Below are 17,355 nucleotides of genomic sequence, written 5' to 3'. Positions count from 1 at the left end.
GGATGTGTTTTTATTTCTGAGCGATTTGTTGCAGCAGCTTGTATATTTCAGTATTTTGTTTCATCAATTGATCATTTTGTTGTATCAATATCCAATTTTGTTCAGATAACGAAGATAGGTAATTAATTTTGGCTCGCTCCTCTACCTTGGAGAAGTCTAAAGCCATACCCGCTTTTAACAAACCTAATCCAGCTTGATCAGTCATAGTTCTCCGAACAGCATTGTAACTAAACAAGCTGAGATTGTCCAAGCCTCTTTGTTTCAAAAATTTGTCAATCTTAGCTTGTTGTTTGGCACTTTGTTTCTCTTTAGCTTGTTCTTGAGAATCTTTCATATTATCAAATAGCCCCATTTAAACACCCCGTTTCATGATATAATATTTTTGTCATAACTCATGAAAATGAGGACATTAGGCTAATCAGCATTCGCGGTGCTGGTTAGCTTTCTTTTTAGCATTCATTAAGTGCATTTTAGTTCTAATCATCCAATATAAGTTTCACTGGGCGATCGCCTGGTGCTATAGCCCCTATGTTTCCTCTTTCTCTAACTACTTGTTCATATTCGAGATCAACTTCTTTTGCATTTTCAGTATCACCTATATCTTCCAATAAACGAATATATCTACTAATTCTGTCAGAATAATCTTTTTTTCCAGTTTTCAAATAGTAGACTAGATTTTCTAAATATCGAATGTGCATTCTATGTTCGTAATTAGAAGAATTAAACTTTTGCTTCTTAGCAATAGCAATAAATTTCAACGCAGAATCATAATCGTACTCATAGATTCTGTATGTAATGAAGTTTCTAATGATGCTATATGCGAAAATGATTGTTTTGTATGGTCTTTCTTCTTCGTGTTTTATTGGAAAAGCCTTTCTCGTTATCAATTCCGCTTTATCCCTCGATAATAATGAACTGATATTCATGAGGATATTATAATCATAGTGAGTAAGTAACGATCTATTAAGTATGTAATCGCAAAGAAAAGCGAGTTCCTCATCGCTTACCTCATCTACTTCATCATAAATATTAGAGAACAATCTTTTTATAGCAATATAATTAGACATTTCGCGTAAAGAAAGTTTATCCGATTTTTTATTAAAATAATGTTTTGAAAGAAGACTTTGCTTCTTCTCTTTGTTATTCGGATGAGTTATGCAGTATCTATAGAGCTTGATAAACTCCTCTTGTTCTATATCCAAATCAGACATCCTAATAAACTCTTCTGATGTAATAGAAAGACGATCTTTAGCCGTCTTAAATTCATCAATATTTATCGGCCTTAATCCGTTCTCGATACGAGAGAACTTGGATGCACTCTGTTCTTTAGTTAATTCCTTCTGTTTCTGTTTATTATTTAATCTATAAAGTCGTAACAAATCGCTTGTTTTCAATGTTTATACCTCCAAATTTGCATTATAGCAAATAAAAATGACAAAACACAGGTTTTTTAATCATGTGCAATGAAAGATGAGTTAAATTTTGCAATAATGAAAAAATGAGTAAATGATATATTATTTATGAATCTTATCTGATAAATTAGAGATATATTCTAATGAAAGGAGGCTGGGCATATGTTAGCTCTATCTGTATTTGTGGGAATTGTGACTCTAGGATTTGTCGGAGGCGTTTAAAATTCCATAAAAAAACCGGAGCCAACACCTCGGTCGATAATCGAAAATGTTGATGCACAAAGCTAGTGCTGCTCCTGTTTCTTGAACTAAGAAAAGTATAACACAAGAGCAAGCGTTTCAATTCTATTATTTTCATACCCAGATTAATAACCAGATCCATTTATGATAAATTAACTTTCTAATTATGTTATGAATGGCGGAACCACTTATGGATGAAAAACAAAAGATAATCACCTTAATCACTAAAATTAACGATAAAAAGGTTCTAAGAAAAATATATAAATTCATCTATTTTTGCTTCATAGAGACTGATTAATCAGTCTCTATTTTTTTGCCTGAAACTTCCAAGTACTTATCTACTATACCTTCCAATGCATCCCATTCAGATTGATCCATCCTAGCAAAAGTTTTGAATAAGTTTTGATGGAACTTATTTTCTCCAAATGCAACTTTAGCGAGAAATTTCGTTACCTCATCATCTTCTTCTTGTTCGAGAAACATTTCACCTTCTCCGTTATCAAGCCATAAAGGGTCGATTCTAAATTCGCGGCTAACATCCTTGATTGTTCTGTCCGTTAGGTTTCGTTGCTTTCGTTCAATTAAAGAAATTGTTGATCGCTCTAACGATAATCTTTGGCCGAATTCAGCTTGGCTTAGACCGAGCGCTTCTCTAACCAATTTGAACCTATCTCTAATTTCCATTGCGGTTATCGCTCCTTTCAAATATGAATATACCATTCGTTCGAGACAAAGTAAACAAATAAGGGATAAAAACTATTGACAAAAGAGACAAAGTAACGTATATTTGCGTTGTAGACGAGACAAAGTAACGGGAGGTGGACGTAATGACTACAAAAAATCCCAAACAAAGAGATCGGATTTCAAAAAAAATCAGGTCTATGGACGATGGGGGAAAACAATTCATAGCCGGCTACATCGCTGGTCGACTAAACCTAAAAGACGAAAAAAGCCGATCAGAAATCATCAAAGATGCAATTAACAAAAAATCAGCATGAGGAGGAAAAAGATGAAGAAGAAACATCCATATCAAAGAGGACACAAAAAATCCAGCAACTCTACATCTGCAAATGTAAAAATCACTGGATCGTTATTAATGAGTGGCGAGGAAATCAGCTCAGAGCTTTCCAAAGCCAGCTGGAATACGGACGGAACTTTCAACGCTAGACAGAGAATGTACCATCGGGCAATTCCTTAAGTTCAACATTAGTCCACAAATCTAATGTTCTCATATTAGACATTGAATAAACATCATTCTCATGAATGTTAAACACGATATTCTCTTTTTCAGTCGTGAAAAAGGATGCTTTGATTGGTCCTAAATTAGCTGTGAACGGTGGAGAATAATAAAATTTTAGTTCTGTAGCTATATCTCGAAAATCCACAAAATTAACCTCGCCTTCCTAAAATTTCAGCAAACCACTTGCTGATATGACAATTATACATTAAGTGAGAAATGCAAGAAATAAAAAATACAGGAGGCTGTTATGAGAAAACCAACGTCAGAAGAAAACGAAGAACTTAAACGTTTCAGAGAGCTAGAACATAAATTGGATGAGCTGGCAGAAGAAATGGACAAAAAAATAACTGAATTCACAGAACTGCTCATAGAGGAACCTCTAACTTACGAAAAAGCAATAGTGCTGTTAAGGTCATTTAGATGGAGATGCCTAAAAGGTTCGTCAAAGGATTTCGCGGTTGATCAAGTAGAGGCATTCATACGGTCAAGAGCGATGCAACGTGAAATGACGCGAGAGAAAAAAGAATTGGATGAAAACGAAAATACATTCGGTGGCAGAAAAATAACCATCTCCATGAAAAACGGAACTTGGGAATGGTCCAGAAGAGGTTTTGGATTCAAAAAACGAACACTTTAAATAGAAACAAAAAATTAACTCAAAAATAAAAAAGGTCGGTCAACCTTAAAGGAATGGTACTGATGAGTTTAGCAAAAGAAATAGAAAAAATTGTAGATCAACGTTTAAACGAGCGGTTATCAGAGATAACGATGAATCAAGTTGATGACCGCCCAGCGTTAACCGTAAAAGAAGTCGCTGGAAAAATTAATAAATCTGCTAAGTGGGTAAGAGATACATTCACCACTCCATATTTGGTAAAGAAGGGAATAGTAAAAAAGATAGGCGGAGAATGGAGCTTTCTTAATCCGGAATTTTTAAATTTTTATCATGATGAGTGGTTTAAAAAGCAATGAGGAGTCGAAATAAATGAACTACACAACAAACCAAGAAAAACAGATTCTCGGATTAATCAAATGGAGGCGCAAGGAGATTCAAGCAGAACGGGATTTATTGAAGAAATCGAAAGGATTAACAGACTTCCAATCAAAACAAATCTCAGAAGAGCTGGAAGAGCTGCGCCTCCTAGAAATGAAAAATAGGGAGATGGCACTATGAATTCTAACGATCTACTGAAGGAGCTACTAGCAGAACAAAAACAGACAAACCAATGGCTTCAATATATCGCCGGCTATTCAAAAAAAGCCCCAGATATTCTAAATATCGAAAATGAAACACCTGACCATCAAACGGGAGAAAGAGCTAGAATGATTCTGTTTACTTCCCTCAATGTTTGTCGAGGAGAAACCGTACAGCGGACAAGAGAATTTATACTTGATTTCTTTGAAAGAAGACAGCTTGACACCGCAACTCAAAACGCTGTAAAAGAACTATTCGAAATAGAAGTAGCATACTCCACATTCAATCCACCGTCCCTAAATGCCCTAACCGGAAAAGAGGAACCTGAATGAAAGTAATGTTTTCCGTCGTTACCATCATTTTTTTCGCATTAGTTATCGCATATCTGAGGATAGCTCAATTTGCTGATGCAGGACTGCATCTAGCTATCTGGCTTGTACTATCAATTATATATAGAAGGGAACTGGAAGAATGAAGAAAAAAATCATTCGTGCTTTGCCGGATATTGCCTTGATGGTGCTGCTAGGCTTCTCATTCAGAACGTCTATATGGCTCGGGTTTTTAACGGTCATCGTTTGGGCGGCTATTGGATTCACCAACAAGCCAACCAAAATCTATGTGAATGAAAAAGAAAGAAAAATAATCAATTGAAAGGAGCAGTGATCCATATGCAAACAGGTTACTACCCAGAGCAAATAAAGGAATATACAACAGAAGAACAATTCCAGAAACACGCAGAGGCTTTAGATGCAATCGAAAACTACTATAGCAATCACGGCGGCTTGAAGATTGAATATGAAGCAAAAAGAAAAATCACTACTGAGCGCAAACTACTAGAAAAGCATCATCGTGAACTCAAGAAGAAGGAACGAGAGGAAACAAAAAATGGATAAAGAAAATATCTTAGTCGAAACAATCGATGGGACCGTCACAACCATTTCAGTGAATACTTTCTATAAAGAAGTATGCCACGGCCACGTGGAGCCTCTTCTAAAAATAATGAACGGAAATCTATACGAGCATGAGGGCTGCAAATATTGCGCTAATGCATTAGATTTTCAACTAGATAACGATGCTAAAGCATGGCTTTTTGAGAAATAACTATGAGTAGCCGTTATAGCGAAGCGCAGAAACAAGCAGCAACAGCCTATTTCTCTTCCAAATCTGGAATCATCCTTGAAGAAGGGGAGAAGCCTTCTGGAAACTATGTCTATCAAGTGCAAATCAACGGATCAAATAAACGATTCAAAATTGACAATGATCACCTATATTGGTGGGAGCATAAATCAGGGCACTGGAACTGGAAGCCGATTCCAGAAGCAAAGCTGCCAAGATTAGATAGAAGAATTAAACAACTAGATGCATTTAGGGAAAGTTTGCTATCAGAAATGGAAAAAGCAACATGAGCAGCCACTCATATTGCTTCAAATAAATCATACCACAATGATTATATCAGAAAGTGAGGAAAAAAACAGTGAAGTATATGAGTCTGAATTTATCAGAAATAAACGAAGGTGCTATCCAAGAGAAATTCGATTATGAGATGGACCAAGTCTTTGCGAACATCTTGGATAAGAACACTGAAGCCACCAAGAAAAGGCAGGTTACATTAACAATTGATGTCATGCCAGACAAAAAGCGTGAACAGGTAACGATCACTTGCGTTAGCAAAAGCAAACTCGTGCCACGTGAAGAAACAGAAACAAAGGTTCTATTTGGCCGTAACGAGAATACAGGTCGTATTGAAGCCGCTGAATTGAAATCAGGAGCCAGAGGCCAAATGTTTATGGACCCTGATGATCTAAAGGTAAAAACGGATGTAGGACAACCAGTAGATGAACTTGAAAAACCAGAACAAGAATCAGAGCCAGAAAAAAAGGAAGTAATTGACTTCCAGAAAAGACAAAGTAATTAGGAGGAAAAAGCAATGACAGAAAATATCAAAGAAGCAATCAAATATGGTGTGGAGTTACGGGAGAAGCAGGAGGTCATCTTCAAAGAAGGGGATCAAATCTTTTTTGACAGAGACAAAGCGAACCTTAAAGAATTATTTCCCACGCGCTATGCATCCACCTTAGAAGTAACCTCACTTACTGGATTAGTTCAATATTTGAATTCTAAGTTTGATCAAGAGATGGTGGATGAGCCGGACGAACTATTGATCCATGTTGAAAGCCCAACGAAAGTTATGGTTTACAGCCGGCTAGACGGAAATCGACAGCGTGAAAGCCTAATTGCCTCTATTGCGGATCAGAATAATTTTCCGTATGGCCGCTTCTTGGATCAAGAGCGCTTCAAGATCAATATGATGTCTCTATTTGACCGCACAGACGATGCTGAAGCAATCATGGAGTTTGCGAGCGCTATTCGTTTAGAAGATAGTTCAGATTTGAGAGATAACGGAGTAGCGCAGGTAGCAACTGTCCGAACAGGGGCATCAACGGTGGATGATGCAAAGGTACCAAGTCCAGCTGTCTTGAAACCTTATCGAACGTTTCTTGAAGTGGCTCAGCCAGAAAGCCAATTCATTTTCCGAATAAATAGTGATGGAGAGTGTGCTTTGTTTGAAGCAGATGGTGGTCTATGGAAGTACCACGCAAAGACAAATATTAAAGAATATCTGGAAAATGCACTGGAAGAGCTGATTAACAGCGAGAAAGTGACGATCATCGCATAAAAGGGCAAAAGAAAAAACCTTGTCGGACAACAAGGTTCAATGATCTTCATCAAGAGTGATAAAGACAATTATTTGTAAGTTAATTATACCACTCTTGATGAAGTTTTTCAATTAGAAACGTTGATAAACCGACGTTTCATGAGCCTTGTAATAGGTATTAACGTTAGGCGCATGGAAAAATAATCAAGAGTGGAGATAAATAAAATGGCGTTTATTAGAGAGCGGACAATAACCATAGGAAATTATATCGAGACAGATATCATTCCACGAACAGCAGCAGGAGAAATAGCAGTAAGAAGCAGCAGAGGGAGAAAAAGGGAAGTTTCCCGACCAGCTCAACAAAATCTCAATAAAAAGAATAGTCGTCGATATCTCACTTGGCTTCTTCAAGGGAATTTTGAAAATGGGGATTACTACCTAACCAAAACGTATAAGCCTAAATTTAAACCTAAGACAGTAGAAGAAGCGCAAAGAGAAATAAAAAATTGGTTAGGTAGGTTGAGACGTAAAGCCAAAAAAGCAGGCGTGGACCTCAAATATATTATCGTGACAGAATTTACAGAAGATGAGGAAACCGGAGGAATAAGCAATATCCATCATCATGTGATCATAAAAAAAGGATTGAGTCCAGAGGAAATTATTGATACATGGGCTAAAGGTGTTGGAAAGAAAAGAGAGCCAATCGGCATTGTTCATTTCTCCCTCATTCAATCTGGCAGTGATGGCTTGTTGGCAATCGCTCATTATCTATCCAAACAAAAAAGATGGAAAAAAGGCTGTAAAAGTTGGTCATCAAGCAAAAATCTCAACAGGCCTTTCCTTTCCGTTGACGATAACGACAAAGATTACTCCAAACGGAAGGTAGAAGCATTAGCCCTTAGCAATGACGGAGGAGAAGAATTTTTTCGACGAAAATATAAAGATTACCGGATCACACACATCGAATGCAAATATTACGAACTCACAGGCTGGCATATTTATTTAAGAGCGTGGCGTGATTCAGAAGATGATGAAGGAGGTAAAGGATGAACACAAAGAAGAAAGATCCGCAAAAAAGCCATAAAAGCCGGATGAACAACAGCCAAGGAGCTACTTTCGAGAAAATGATATTGGCAGGATGCGCTACTTATAAAAAGAAAGGTCGAGCACTAATCGAAAAAACGCCGGAACCCTGCAAAATAATCAAAAAAGAACCAAACGGACGTGCTATTGTGCAATTTCAAAAGAACAACAAAGCCCAATGTGATTTCAAAGGTGTTCTAAATGATAACCGAGCAATTGTTTTCGAGGCGAAAGCAACCACTGAAAAAAGGATGATTCAGGATCGTCTATCATCTGCACAATTTGAACAGCTAACAGAATATGGAAAAACGGGAGCTGTCACTGGTGTATGTGTATTGATCAACAAAACAGCCGCATTCATCCCTTTCGTCATCTGGTCAAATATGAAAACTATCTATGAACGAAAATACATTACTGAAGAAGAAGCAGAGGTTTTTCAAGTAGAGACACCAGCTGCCATTCACTTTCTAAATTATGTGAATGCAAATGAAGTGGGCGAATTCATTGAGCAAAAATTGCATGAAATCGCAAAAGATAGAGGTTTTCTATGAATGAGGAAAATGTAAAAATACTTCTTGAAAATTATTTTGAAAAGAATAATTTGGAGTTTTTGTCTATGCGAAGGGTTAAGAATAACGGGAAAATAGTTTCAGTCATTGAGTTCAGCTGCGATAAGGGAATTTACTACATGGAACTATCAGAAGATTTAAGCCTACTTTGCCAAAACGCAACAAGAACAGGATGGATTCAAATAAAAAATTATTAAGGGAGGCAATCTGATGAAAAAAATTAAGTTTCGAGCGAACTTACTCCGCAAGATGAATGGGAAGCAGCTGCAACGGAGGTTAAGGGATGAACATATTAGACTTCATGGGTAAGCATCCCATACTGACAGTGTTTATTGTATTCATGATCTATTACGCTATATTGAATATTTGTCAGACAATTATCTTAAGTAAACAGAAATAAACTAAACAGAAAAGGAGACGGGAGATTTGCTGGCCAGCATAAAGACGTCTTTCCTCCTTTTGTGAATATATGAAACTGAAAGAAATGATTATTGATAGTTTTGCGGGTGGCGGTGGTGCCAGCCAAGGAATTGAAGAAGCGATTGGGCGATCCATTGATGTTGCCATCAATCATGACCCAGATGCAATCGCAATGCATGAGGCGAATCATCCTAACACAAAGCATTATTGTGAAAGCGTCTATGATGTCGATCCAAATGAAGCAACGAAAGGAAACCCTGTAGCTTTATGTTGGTTTTCTCCTGACTGCAAACATTTTTCAAAAGCAAAAGGAGCAACGCCGGTTAGCAAGGAAATTAGAGGGCTGGCGTGGGTAGCTGTAGATTGGGCTGCTAAAACTAAAAGTCGAGTGATCCTTCTTGAAAATGTAGAGGAATTCGAAACATGGGGACCGCTTGAAGTTGTTAGAGATAAAAAAACAGGTAGAGTTGTGACCACAGATACCTATCAAGTCTGGTCAGAATCTGCTGGGAAAATGATCACGAAGAATCGTATAGCGGATCAAGGAGAAATGACACCTGTCAACAAGCAGATGTTCAGACCGAAAGAAGAAAAGAAAGGCTTCATATTTAGGCGTTTTGTGAAGGCTCTTGAAAATTTAGGGTACAAAGTAGAGTTTAAACAGCTTAAGGCTTGTGATTATGGAGCACCTACGACAAGAAAACGATTGTTTATGATTGCAAGGTGTGACGGGAAGCCTATTGTATGGCCTGAACCTACTCATGCTCATAAAGATAGTCCTGAGGTCAAAAATAAGGAATTGCTACCTTATAGATCCGCAGCTGAATGTATTGACTGGAGCATTCCCGGTAAATCGATTTTCAATCGTAAAAAACCGTTGGCAGAGGCGACAATGCGAAGAATTGCACGAGGGATATTCAAATTTGTGTTGAGCAATACAGATCCATTCATCGTGACAGTAAATCATAGTGGACCGGATTTCCGAGGACAGGAGATAACTGAACCTCTTACCACTGTTACTGGTAAAAATGGGTATGGTTTAGTAAGTCCAACAATCATGGTTAATACCACAGGCCATTCCGGTAGTTCGATAGATGAACCGTTGAGAACTGTAACCACCGGAGGGCAACAAGCTCTAATTAGTCCATCATTAATTCAAATGGGGTATGGAGATCCAGAAGGAAAACGAGTGCTCAATCTTGACGGTCCGCTTGGAACTATTACAGCCGGTGGAAATAAATTTGCGGTGGCATCAGCTTGGATCAAAGAAGATTATGGAGCGAGTATCGGGACCGATATTAATAATCCTTTGGGAACAATCACATCACAGAGCAACCATCATTCTCTTATGACAGCATTTCTATCTAAGGCTTATGGTGGAAACTATACAGGAGCCGGAATTGATGTCACTGATCCAACAGCCACAATTACTAGTGTAGATCATCACACTTTAATCAGCGCCTTTATTTCGAAAACATATGGAGGTCAAAGCCGATCCGTTGCCAGCAGCATGAATGAACCATTACACACAATAACTGCAAGGAATGTTCATTCTCTTTGCCAACTAAAACTAAGTAAGAATATTGAGAACAGCTTGCAAGTAGAAAACTTCTTGAGCAAATATGCAGATGATATTTCGTTTGGCTATAGCAAATCAGCATTCATTGTGAAATATTACGGCACTGACGATGGTCAGCCAGTGGATGAGCCGCTGCACACAATTACTACACGTGATCGTTTTGGGTTGGTTTGCATTGAAGGTGTTGAGTATCAAATCGTTGATATAACACTAAGGATGCTTGAACCTCATGAGTTAGCTTTAGCTCAGGGAGTTCCGGCAAACTATATTATTAATATGGATAAAGATGGAAAGAAAATCAGCAAAGCGAAGCAGGTTGCACGCATTGGTAACATGGTTGTACCTAATTGTGCTAAGGCTCTTGTAGAATCGAATCTGCCGGAATTGTGCAGTCATCAACCGTTTTCTGAACAAGGTGAGCTGTTGAGTGCTGATTTCGGGTGGAGTGGATGAAACGAATACTAAACTATCCAGGTAGCAAGTGGTCAATGTCTGATTTGATTATAAGCCAGTTCCCTAAGCATAAATCATATTTGGAACCATATATGGGGAGCTTGGCTGTATTTTTAAACAAAGAAAAAGATGTACTTGAGACAATCAACGATATTGATGGACGGCTCGTAAATCTCTTTCGAGTAATGAGAGATGAATCGGAAAAGCTTCAGTATAAGGTATACCACACTCTCTACTCAAGAGAAGAATATGAGCAATCACATAGTATCAGCGAAGATCCGGTGGAGGATGCTCGAAGAATGCTAGTTCGTTTGTGGTTTGGAGTCGGTGGAAAAACTGTTTCGATTCCGGGGTTCAGAAAAAATATATCATGGAACGGACCATATACGGCTTACGAATGGACAGATATGTATAACAGAATCGGATATGCCGTAGCAAGGCTCAAAGGCGCTCAAATCGAAAATAAAGATGGAGTCATTTTGATTAATGAACATAATGATCCAGATACGTTATTATATTGCGATCCTCCATACTTGGAATCAAAGCTTGTATCAGATCACTATAAGCATGGATTCAGTACTCAGCAGCATGAGGAACTACTAGACGCATTACTCAAGTTCAAAGGTCCTGCGATTGTATCAGGATATGAGAGCGACTTATACAACGAGGCTTTACAAGACTGGTGGCAGATTAAAAAAAGCGTGAAAGTCGGAATAACTACTGCTAAGAAATCTGATAGAACTGAAGTTTTGTGGATGAATTACGAGCCAAGCGGTCAAATGACTTTACTATAATACTGCGTATATTACATTGAGGAGGTCGGTAGAATGAACGAAGAACAGAAAATGGTGCTGGGATTTCTGATGGAAAGTGACAACATCATTATGTCAATCATGAATAATAGATCATTGCTTGAGGATTTACCAGATGCCGAAATGAGAGAAGTGTTGTATGCATATCTAAATGCTACAGAGAACAGGAAACCTAGCATCATGGACGTAATCAACGCAGAACTAAACGGAAACTATCAAGCTGCTATTGAATTAGGGAATCAACAGATTGAAGAATTTGAACGGAGAAAACGCAATGAACTATAGCACACTTGTTGTAGCGCTGCTTATAGGTATTATTGCCATGTTTGTGTATGTAGCATACAAAGAAATGAAATGAGAAGGGGCGATTTGATTGATGACTTTAGTGCCAGAGATAGACAAAAAGCAAACAAGAAAAAATGCTCGGTCGGTTTTGAATCAATACCGGAAGTGGCAGCGGATCGCTGGGCGTCCATCCGTTGATATCAAATCGCCGATTATCACATCAATGCCGAAGTCTGACAGTATCAACAACCGTGTTGAAGATGCTTTGATTGAGAGAGTAAGCGCAGAGGCTGAAAGAGACGCTATTGTCTCAGCTCTAGCGAGCTTATCAGTTATCAATAGGCAAATACTCTATTATTCCTTTTGCGATGCTGAGAAGCGGTCTGTGTGCTGGATAGGTATGGCGTTGAATTACTCAGATAAGAATATCGAGAAAATGAAAGCTATTGCCTTGATTGAATTCGCTGAGGCATACAAGAAAGGAAATTTGCTTGCTGAAAAATAGGGTTTTTGTAGGGTTTTTAGTAAGGAATCGCTGTTATTATGGTAGTATCAAAAAGTTTAAACATCACGAGAGATCACGTGAACAGGAAATGCTCTGTTGATGTTTAGCTTACGTCGCTCACAGACTGAAAACAAAAAAATATTAAGGATGTGAAACAACTCCTCGTTTCAATTCTATAGGTTGGTGAGAAAAAAGGCTATTGTATTCGCAATAGCCTTTTAATATTTAATACTGATTGGAGTGAGGAAAGTGGTAAATGAAATTGAAAATTTGATTAAACAACGAAGTAATGATTTAAAAGAATTGGAATCCTTACTAAAGAAAACATCAATAGAGTGCGGACCCTTATTGTATGGATTTCTTGGAGCACTCAAACTTGAAATTGAGGACTTAAGGAGAATAAGAACGGTGTCTCAATTGGCTTCTTCGTCACTTGATTCCGATTGATGTCCTAATTGTTTTAAACTACTAAGGAGTTTTGTTTGATCTAGTAATCTTTGTGATTCAAGAGACGGGAATGTTTCAGCAACTTCATTAGAAGCTGTAACAGCGGCCTCAAAACCAACTCCCATGTTCAATACCTTATCAAGATTTTCTGTAACTTTAGCCATTTGACTTAATATCTCTTCTTGTTGGGGTAAATCGTTTGAGGAAAGGTAGTCATCAGCAAGCTTTCTACAAAACGCGTGATATATTTCCGTGTTGACCTCTATATATTTCTGCTTTGCTTCTTCCGTCACACTCAATGAATCTAAAAAGTTATCAATAGAGTTTACTTGTCTATTAGCCACACGATTTCGTTGAATCGTAGCAACTAATCTTCCAAATAAACCAACAGCTTTCGAAGAAATAAAGGACGCGATAAGCCACTTAGAACCAACATCAAAATTTTCAACTATAGGTTCATTTTGAAAGTCGTCTAAAATTGCCAGCAATTTAAATGTTTCTTTTAAATTTTGTATTATATCAGTAAATTCATAAAAGGACATTTCATGTTCTGGCAAACTGATTACAAGAGATTTATCATCCTCATTGGTGGAATGTAAATTTTGAGTTATTAAAGTGTGCATGGCATCTGATTTCGTAAGTATTCTATTTGCACATTCTATAAAGGATTCATAACTTTTATATCCATAACTGTTTGTGTCAGAAGCCGATGAAGGCAAGAATAATTTTTCATCTATGAGTTCCTTTTCTTCTTCAAATAAGCCTGTTTCTAAAAGGTTTATTAAGCCTTTTCTAAAGTTAGTATAATTAGTAACTCTTACATACCTATCATTTGCTATTTTGAATTCTTCAAACCCCATTTGTCGAATAATAGGTACGTTGTCATCAATAATCTTTTGTATTTCGCGTAATCTCAATTTTATGCCCTACCTTTAATATTTTAGTCTTATCTTATCATTGAAAATAAAGTATTACAATATGTATTATGGTCTGCTAATCTAAAAGAAAAACTGCTGTGCGGCTAACCTGTCGAATGACAGAGAGACAGTTGGCAGAGTGGAATGCGCCTGGCGGAGGATGTTGGAATGTGACCGACTAGGCAGATTGCTATTACATAGTTTGATTAGATCGCTTAGACGGTCTTTTTATTATGAAAAAAGATAGATCATAAAACAATAAAGTTATATTTGAAACGCTTTCATTAGATGGTATAATTAAACCAAAAAAAGGATTTGAAGCGTATGGAAATTAAATGTAATTGTGGGCATAGTTTTATCGGGGTTAGTCTTTTTGAGGTACAGAAATCAGGACATGCTATTTCTCCAGATATAAACGTTGTGGCAAGTAAACGTGTAGAGGACAAATGGGTATACCGATGTCCAAAATGCAAGAAGGAAAATGAGAAATAAACCTGAGACCTCCTAACGGGGTCTTTTTTAGTACATAGAATTAGGAGCGTTTGATGACGCTCTTTCTATTTTTGAGAAGGAGGAGACATCATGAATAAAAAAGAAAAAGCTTTACCTAAAGATAAAGAAGTAATCATGGACCAGTTACAGGATCTAATCCTCTCGGCGTTTGGCGAACAGATGCTGACAAACGAAGAGGTGGCAGCTTTACTAACCAGCATTATGAGAAATGTTATGCTGCAACCGGCAAATGAAATCAGCTTGAAGAAAGCAGGAATGAATCGTTCCATGATGAACACTGAGCTTGTTTGCTTAACACAACAGCTGTGGGCATTAGAATACCTGAAAGGAATAAATAAATCATGATGATAACTGGAGAAGATACCGGAAGGATTGAGGCAATATTATTAAAGCCGCCAGAGAATAGATTATCTATGGAGAGACGATCACTGGCAGACTTCAGTAAACGAATGTATGCCATGTATGTTGGTATACGAGATGTGCTGACAGATAATCATTGCCGCGGGCTTGGGATAATGGAAGTACGAAAGCGAATGAATATGAACAAGTTGCAGGAATACTTCCCGTATACCGAAGCCGAGATTGACTATTGTCTCTCTTTCGTAGACCAGCATATAAAGATTGTCAGGTAATCGACTATGGATTTGATGACTAAACAGTTGTTAATGAAGTTAGAACAGTGGATTGAACAAGATAAAATTGTGAGGTTTTACCAATCGAAAGAATGGCGCAAGATCAGAGCTGTCACATTGAGGATGTATGGGAGCCGGTGCCAACAATGCGGGAAGAAAGCAACGATGGTTCATCACAAAGAAGCAGTAAGGAAAAGACCAGAGTTGGCATTGCGGTTATCTAACTTGGAGCCGGAGTGTAAGGTCTGTCATAACAAGGAACATCCGGAGAAATTGGCAAAGTTTCATAAAAAAATATTTGAGAACGAAGAGCGCTGGTAAAGCCCCCGGTCGAAACCAAATGCATTTTCTATTTGGGGAAACGCGAAACGGGAAGGGGAGATGCCAAAAGTTTTTTTCGAGTCTTTCACATGAGGGGGGATAAACATGCCAAAAGAGAGCCGAAACGTTAGAAAACAAAGGATTCAAAAAGATTTACTTGATCAGTTGGAACGCTCCGGAAAGAGTCAGAGCTATTGGCGTGACTTGGTTTTTGACTATCTTTCCTTCTGGGAGACAAAAGAAAAGCTCAAAATCGAAATTGAGCGAAAAGGCGCTATGGTTACCATAACGAATGGTTCTCAAAGATTCCGGAAGCGAAATGATGCCATTGTAGAAATGCCGAAAATATCTAAGCGGATGACAGATATTCTTGAAATTTTAGACATCAAACCTTTGCCGGATGAAGATGATGACGATGACTACTGATTTTCCTAAAAATGTCTATCGATATCATCCGGCTATTTCAGAGTGGATGTACCTGGTTGATTCAGGAAAGTTTCCTGTTTGTAAAGAACAGAAACAGTTGATGGATTTTGTCAGGGAAAAGTTAGATGATTCTGGCACTGTGATCAATAATGAAATCATCGAGAAAGTAATCAAGCGTTCTGAAAAATACTTTTTCCCGTTATGTCCGTTTCAAAAATTTTTCTTATCCTTTGTAGTGGCTGTGTATGATCAAGACGGTCATCTGTTGTTCGATGAATTTCTTTTTCTAGCTGGAAGAGGAACAGGGAAAAATGGACTTCTGAGCTGCCTTATTTTCACGCTTCCAGAAGTGAATAATGTCCCTAATTACAATATAGACATTGTTGCCACGACTGAAAGCCAAGCGATGACCAGTTTTGATGAAGTATACGATATTATCGATTCAAACAAGAAATTACAAAAGCATTTTAAACATGGAAAAAAGGTAATTATCCATAAAAAGACCCGTTCTAAAATCAAATATCATACGAGCAATGCACGCTCAAAAGATGGCCTCCGTTCGGGGGTCATTGTTTTTGATGAAATCCATGAGTTTGAAACAGATGAATTGATCAATGTATTCACATCTGGCTTAGGTAAAAAGGCATTCCCCAGGACATTCTATCTAACAACAGACGGTTATGTTCGTGGTGGGTTTTTAGATGAACTGAAGAACTTGGTAAAGCAAATCTTTTCGAAAGAGACAGTCGGACAAAGGTTGTTTCCATTTATCTTCAAATTGGATAGCCCTGAAGAGGTTCATAATCCAGAGATGTGGGTAAAAGCTATTCCTCGTTTGTTTTATGATGAAACATTGCTTCGACAAGTAAAGAAAGAATACGATCGGGCGCTGACCTCTGCCAGTAAAATGATTGAATTCTTGACTAAGCGCATGAACATACCGACACAAGATGCATTTGCTGCAGTCGCTGAATGGGAGGATATTTTAAAGACAGACCAAAAAATTCCGGATCTTACGAGTGCGCAATGCGTAGGGGCTGTCGATTATGCAGATATTCGGGACTTTGTTTCTTGTGGTCTTCTTTTTAGAAAAGGAGATAAACGCTATTTTATTCAACATACGTTCATTTGTTACAAATCATTAAAACTAACAAAGTTTAAATTCGATATTGAACGAGCAGTGAATGAAGGCTGGGCGACCATTGTTCAAGATGATATGGTCTTACCTTCCTATCCTGCGCAATGGTTTATCGAGCAACAAAAAAAATACAACATCTTAGAAGTAGCTGCCGATTCGTGGCGATTTAGTATTTTAAAAGATGAATTCGCAAAAAGCGGGATACCTGTGAAAGAAGTCCGGAATGGACCAATCACGCATACGAAGCTGGCACCGTTGATAGATAGTTTATTTTCCCTTCATAACATTGTTTTTGGTAAGGATTTCATGATGCGGTGGTACACAAACAATGTTTATGTCAAATTTGACAATAAAGGGAATAAATCCTATGAAAAAATAGAACCGAAAACAAGAAAAACAGATGGATTCATGGCGTTCGTTCATGCTCTATCAATCGAGCCGGAATATAAGCAGCCAGTCAGAATAAATAGAAAGCTTCGAAGTGTTATTGGAGAGTGAGAAGGGAGGTAAAC

Annotated in this window: 28 protein-coding genes; 24 read left to right on the top strand and 4 right to left on the bottom strand. The window is 37.8% G+C overall.

What is annotated here, in order from left to right; translation table 11 throughout:
• Positions 1-10: 10 nt before the first annotated feature.
• From I6N96_RS03380 to I6N96_RS03370, 3 genes are all read right to left on the bottom strand, one after another.
• A complete protein-coding gene (locus tag I6N96_RS03380) occupies positions 11-352 on the bottom strand; it encodes a hypothetical protein (protein WP_209556074.1) in 342 nt (113 codons plus the stop codon).
• 124 nt (positions 353-476) lie between these two features.
• Complete coding sequence (locus I6N96_RS03375; RefSeq protein WP_209556073.1) at positions 477-1,394, bottom strand: Rgg family transcriptional regulator; 918 nt, start codon at positions 1,392-1,394, stop codon at positions 477-479.
• Positions 1,395-1,946: 552 nt separating this feature from the next.
• Entirely contained in the window at positions 1,947-2,336 is a 390-nt protein-coding gene (locus I6N96_RS03370) for a helix-turn-helix domain-containing protein (RefSeq protein ID WP_209556072.1), read from the bottom strand.
• A gap of 143 nt (positions 2,337-2,479) precedes the next feature.
• Here I6N96_RS03370 and I6N96_RS03365 point away from each other — a divergent pair, with 143 nt between their 5' ends.
• From I6N96_RS03365 to I6N96_RS03275, 19 genes are all read left to right on the top strand, one after another.
• Positions 2,480-2,650: a hypothetical protein gene (locus I6N96_RS03365; RefSeq protein WP_209556071.1), complete on the top strand. Its 171-nt coding sequence runs from the start codon at positions 2,480-2,482 to the stop codon at positions 2,648-2,650.
• Positions 2,651-2,661: 11 nt separating this feature from the next.
• Positions 2,662-2,850: a hypothetical protein gene (locus I6N96_RS03360; RefSeq protein WP_209556070.1), complete on the top strand. Its 189-nt coding sequence runs from the start codon at positions 2,662-2,664 to the stop codon at positions 2,848-2,850.
• 289 nt (positions 2,851-3,139) lie between these two features.
• Complete coding sequence (locus I6N96_RS03355; protein ID WP_209556069.1) at positions 3,140-3,529, top strand: mediator of RNA polymerase II transcription subunit 21; 390 nt, start codon at positions 3,140-3,142, stop codon at positions 3,527-3,529.
• Between the two features lie 62 nt (positions 3,530-3,591).
• Positions 3,592-3,864 carry a hypothetical protein gene (locus I6N96_RS03350; RefSeq protein WP_209556068.1) on the top strand — a complete coding sequence of 91 codons (273 nt, stop codon included), beginning with the start codon at positions 3,592-3,594 and terminating at the stop codon, positions 3,862-3,864.
• 13 nt (positions 3,865-3,877) lie between these two features.
• Positions 3,878-4,066: a hypothetical protein gene (locus tag I6N96_RS03345; protein WP_209556067.1), complete on the top strand. Its 189-nt coding sequence runs from the start codon at positions 3,878-3,880 to the stop codon at positions 4,064-4,066.
• Entirely contained in the window at positions 4,063-4,419 is a 357-nt protein-coding gene (locus I6N96_RS03340) for a hypothetical protein (RefSeq protein ID WP_209556066.1), read from the top strand. Before I6N96_RS03345 ends, I6N96_RS03340 begins: the two co-directional genes overlap by 4 nt.
• 139 nt (positions 4,420-4,558) lie before the next feature.
• Positions 4,559-4,738, top strand: coding sequence for a hypothetical protein (locus tag I6N96_RS03335; protein WP_209556065.1), 180 nt, complete (start codon positions 4,559-4,561; stop codon positions 4,736-4,738).
• 17 nt (positions 4,739-4,755) lie between these two features.
• On the top strand, positions 4,756-4,980 hold the full coding sequence (locus I6N96_RS03330; RefSeq protein ID WP_209556064.1) for a hypothetical protein: 225 nt from the start codon (positions 4,756-4,758) through the stop codon (positions 4,978-4,980).
• Positions 4,973-5,188 (top strand): hypothetical protein, encoded by a 216-nt coding sequence (locus tag I6N96_RS03325; protein ID WP_209556063.1) that lies wholly within the window; start codon positions 4,973-4,975, stop codon positions 5,186-5,188. Before I6N96_RS03330 ends, I6N96_RS03325 begins: the two co-directional genes overlap by 8 nt.
• A gap of 2 nt (positions 5,189-5,190) precedes the next feature.
• Entirely contained in the window at positions 5,191-5,493 is a 303-nt protein-coding gene (locus tag I6N96_RS03320) for a hypothetical protein (RefSeq protein ID WP_209556062.1), read from the top strand.
• A 77-nt stretch (positions 5,494-5,570) separates the two neighbouring features.
• On the top strand, positions 5,571-6,002 hold the full coding sequence (locus tag I6N96_RS03315) for a hypothetical protein (RefSeq protein WP_209556224.1): 432 nt from the start codon (positions 5,571-5,573) through the stop codon (positions 6,000-6,002).
• Between the two features lie 12 nt (positions 6,003-6,014).
• Positions 6,015-6,764, top strand: coding sequence for a hypothetical protein (locus tag I6N96_RS03310; protein ID WP_209556061.1), 750 nt, complete (start codon positions 6,015-6,017; stop codon positions 6,762-6,764).
• A 204-nt stretch (positions 6,765-6,968) separates the two neighbouring features.
• On the top strand, positions 6,969-7,793 hold the full coding sequence (locus tag I6N96_RS03305; protein WP_209556060.1) for a rolling circle replication-associated protein: 825 nt from the start codon (positions 6,969-6,971) through the stop codon (positions 7,791-7,793).
• Positions 7,790-8,377 carry a Holliday junction resolvase RecU gene (locus I6N96_RS03300; RefSeq protein WP_245186814.1) on the top strand — a complete coding sequence of 196 codons (588 nt, stop codon included), beginning with the start codon at positions 7,790-7,792 and terminating at the stop codon, positions 8,375-8,377. Before I6N96_RS03305 ends, I6N96_RS03300 begins: the two co-directional genes overlap by 4 nt.
• Positions 8,374-8,592, top strand: a complete 219-nt coding sequence (locus tag I6N96_RS03295; RefSeq protein WP_209556059.1) for a hypothetical protein — start codon at positions 8,374-8,376, stop codon at positions 8,590-8,592. Before I6N96_RS03300 ends, I6N96_RS03295 begins: the two co-directional genes overlap by 4 nt.
• 287 nt (positions 8,593-8,879) lie before the next feature.
• Positions 8,880-10,847 (top strand): DNA cytosine methyltransferase, encoded by a 1,968-nt coding sequence (locus tag I6N96_RS19705; RefSeq protein WP_245186813.1) that lies wholly within the window; start codon positions 8,880-8,882, stop codon positions 10,845-10,847.
• Positions 10,844-11,641 carry a DNA adenine methylase gene (locus tag I6N96_RS03285; RefSeq protein WP_209556058.1) on the top strand — a complete coding sequence of 266 codons (798 nt, stop codon included), beginning with the start codon at positions 10,844-10,846 and terminating at the stop codon, positions 11,639-11,641. The genes I6N96_RS19705 and I6N96_RS03285 overlap by 4 nt, the downstream gene beginning before the upstream one ends.
• A gap of 33 nt (positions 11,642-11,674) precedes the next feature.
• Positions 11,675-11,944 carry a hypothetical protein gene (locus I6N96_RS03280; RefSeq protein ID WP_209556057.1) on the top strand — a complete coding sequence of 90 codons (270 nt, stop codon included), beginning with the start codon at positions 11,675-11,677 and terminating at the stop codon, positions 11,942-11,944.
• Positions 11,945-12,035: 91 nt separating this feature from the next.
• A complete protein-coding gene (locus I6N96_RS03275; protein ID WP_209556056.1) occupies positions 12,036-12,449 on the top strand; it encodes an ArpU family phage packaging/lysis transcriptional regulator in 414 nt (137 codons plus the stop codon).
• A 413-nt stretch (positions 12,450-12,862) separates the two neighbouring features.
• On the opposite strand, the gene I6N96_RS03270 is transcribed toward I6N96_RS03275, so the two are convergent.
• The gene (locus I6N96_RS03270) at positions 12,863-13,813 is read right to left on the bottom strand and encodes a hypothetical protein (RefSeq protein WP_209556055.1); all 951 of its coding nucleotides are present in this window, start codon (positions 13,811-13,813) and stop codon (positions 12,863-12,865) included.
• 582 nt (positions 13,814-14,395) lie between these two features.
• On the opposite strand from I6N96_RS03270, the gene I6N96_RS03265 reads away from it, so the two are divergent.
• The 5 genes from I6N96_RS03265 (at position 14,396) to I6N96_RS03245 (ending at position 17,341) form a co-directional block, all read left to right on the top strand.
• On the top strand, positions 14,396-14,671 hold the full coding sequence (locus tag I6N96_RS03265; RefSeq protein WP_209556054.1) for a hypothetical protein: 276 nt from the start codon (positions 14,396-14,398) through the stop codon (positions 14,669-14,671).
• Entirely contained in the window at positions 14,668-14,958 is a 291-nt protein-coding gene (locus I6N96_RS03260) for a hypothetical protein (RefSeq protein WP_209556053.1), read from the top strand. The genes I6N96_RS03265 and I6N96_RS03260 overlap by 4 nt, the downstream gene beginning before the upstream one ends.
• Positions 14,959-14,964: 6 nt before the next feature.
• Entirely contained in the window at positions 14,965-15,279 is a 315-nt protein-coding gene (locus tag I6N96_RS03255; protein WP_209556052.1) for an HNH endonuclease, read from the top strand.
• Positions 15,280-15,384: 105 nt separating this feature from the next.
• A complete protein-coding gene (locus I6N96_RS03250) occupies positions 15,385-15,705 on the top strand; it encodes a hypothetical protein (protein WP_209556051.1) in 321 nt (106 codons plus the stop codon).
• A complete protein-coding gene (locus I6N96_RS03245; RefSeq protein WP_209556050.1) occupies positions 15,695-17,341 on the top strand; it encodes a terminase TerL endonuclease subunit in 1,647 nt (548 codons plus the stop codon). Before I6N96_RS03250 ends, I6N96_RS03245 begins: the two co-directional genes overlap by 11 nt.
• The last annotated feature ends 14 nt before the right edge of the window (positions 17,342-17,355 follow it).

It is taken from the genome of Enterococcus larvae, assembly GCF_017830045.1.
GTDB lineage: Bacteria > Bacillota > Bacilli > Lactobacillales > Enterococcaceae > Enterococcus_L > Enterococcus_L larvae.
The sequence above is the reverse complement of the archived record's forward strand: the minus strand, read 5'-3'. Positions and strand labels throughout refer to the sequence as shown.

Bases quoted from the DNA above. Each gene is read 5' to 3' on its own strand.
- I6N96_RS03325 (WP_209556063.1), top strand. From the start codon at position 4,973: ATGGATAAAGAAAATATCTTAGTCGAAACAATCGATGGGACCGTCACA.
- I6N96_RS03330 (WP_209556064.1), top strand. From the start codon at position 4,756: ATGCAAACAGGTTACTACCCAGAGCAAATAAAGGAATATACAACAGAA.
- I6N96_RS03315 (WP_209556224.1), top strand. From the start codon at position 5,571: ATGAGTCTGAATTTATCAGAAATAAACGAAGGTGCTATCCAAGAGAAA.
- I6N96_RS03250 (WP_209556051.1), top strand. From the start codon at position 15,385: ATGCCAAAAGAGAGCCGAAACGTTAGAAAACAAAGGATTCAAAAAGAT.
- I6N96_RS03355 (WP_209556069.1), top strand. From the start codon at position 3,140: ATGAGAAAACCAACGTCAGAAGAAAACGAAGAACTTAAACGTTTCAGA.
- I6N96_RS03310 (WP_209556061.1), top strand. From the start codon at position 6,015: ATGACAGAAAATATCAAAGAAGCAATCAAATATGGTGTGGAGTTACGG.
- I6N96_RS03300 (WP_245186814.1), top strand. From the start codon at position 7,790: ATGAACACAAAGAAGAAAGATCCGCAAAAAAGCCATAAAAGCCGGATG.
- I6N96_RS03365 (WP_209556071.1), top strand. From the start codon at position 2,480: ATGACTACAAAAAATCCCAAACAAAGAGATCGGATTTCAAAAAAAATC.
- I6N96_RS03305 (WP_209556060.1), top strand. From the start codon at position 6,969: ATGGCGTTTATTAGAGAGCGGACAATAACCATAGGAAATTATATCGAG.
- I6N96_RS03295 (WP_209556059.1), top strand. From the start codon at position 8,374: ATGAATGAGGAAAATGTAAAAATACTTCTTGAAAATTATTTTGAAAAG.
- I6N96_RS03245 (WP_209556050.1), top strand. From the start codon at position 15,695: ATGACTACTGATTTTCCTAAAAATGTCTATCGATATCATCCGGCTATT.
- I6N96_RS03335 (WP_209556065.1), top strand. From the start codon at position 4,559: ATGAAGAAAAAAATCATTCGTGCTTTGCCGGATATTGCCTTGATGGTG.
- I6N96_RS03255 (WP_209556052.1), top strand. From the start codon at position 14,965: ATGGATTTGATGACTAAACAGTTGTTAATGAAGTTAGAACAGTGGATT.
- I6N96_RS03265 (WP_209556054.1), top strand. From the start codon at position 14,396: ATGAATAAAAAAGAAAAAGCTTTACCTAAAGATAAAGAAGTAATCATG.
- I6N96_RS03285 (WP_209556058.1), top strand. From the start codon at position 10,844: ATGAAACGAATACTAAACTATCCAGGTAGCAAGTGGTCAATGTCTGAT.
- I6N96_RS19705 (WP_245186813.1), top strand. From the start codon at position 8,880: ATGATTATTGATAGTTTTGCGGGTGGCGGTGGTGCCAGCCAAGGAATT.
- I6N96_RS03370 (WP_209556072.1), bottom strand. From the start codon at position 2,336: ATGGAAATTAGAGATAGGTTCAAATTGGTTAGAGAAGCGCTCGGTCTA.
- I6N96_RS03350 (WP_209556068.1), top strand. From the start codon at position 3,592: ATGAGTTTAGCAAAAGAAATAGAAAAAATTGTAGATCAACGTTTAAAC.
- I6N96_RS03280 (WP_209556057.1), top strand. From the start codon at position 11,675: ATGAACGAAGAACAGAAAATGGTGCTGGGATTTCTGATGGAAAGTGAC.
- I6N96_RS03345 (WP_209556067.1), top strand. From the start codon at position 3,878: ATGAACTACACAACAAACCAAGAAAAACAGATTCTCGGATTAATCAAA.
- I6N96_RS03360 (WP_209556070.1), top strand. From the start codon at position 2,662: ATGAAGAAGAAACATCCATATCAAAGAGGACACAAAAAATCCAGCAAC.
- I6N96_RS03320 (WP_209556062.1), top strand. From the start codon at position 5,191: ATGAGTAGCCGTTATAGCGAAGCGCAGAAACAAGCAGCAACAGCCTAT.
- I6N96_RS03380 (WP_209556074.1), bottom strand. From the start codon at position 352: ATGGGGCTATTTGATAATATGAAAGATTCTCAAGAACAAGCTAAAGAG.
- I6N96_RS03260 (WP_209556053.1), top strand. From the start codon at position 14,668: ATGATGATAACTGGAGAAGATACCGGAAGGATTGAGGCAATATTATTA.
- I6N96_RS03340 (WP_209556066.1), top strand. From the start codon at position 4,063: ATGAATTCTAACGATCTACTGAAGGAGCTACTAGCAGAACAAAAACAG.
- I6N96_RS03275 (WP_209556056.1), top strand. From the start codon at position 12,036: ATGACTTTAGTGCCAGAGATAGACAAAAAGCAAACAAGAAAAAATGCT.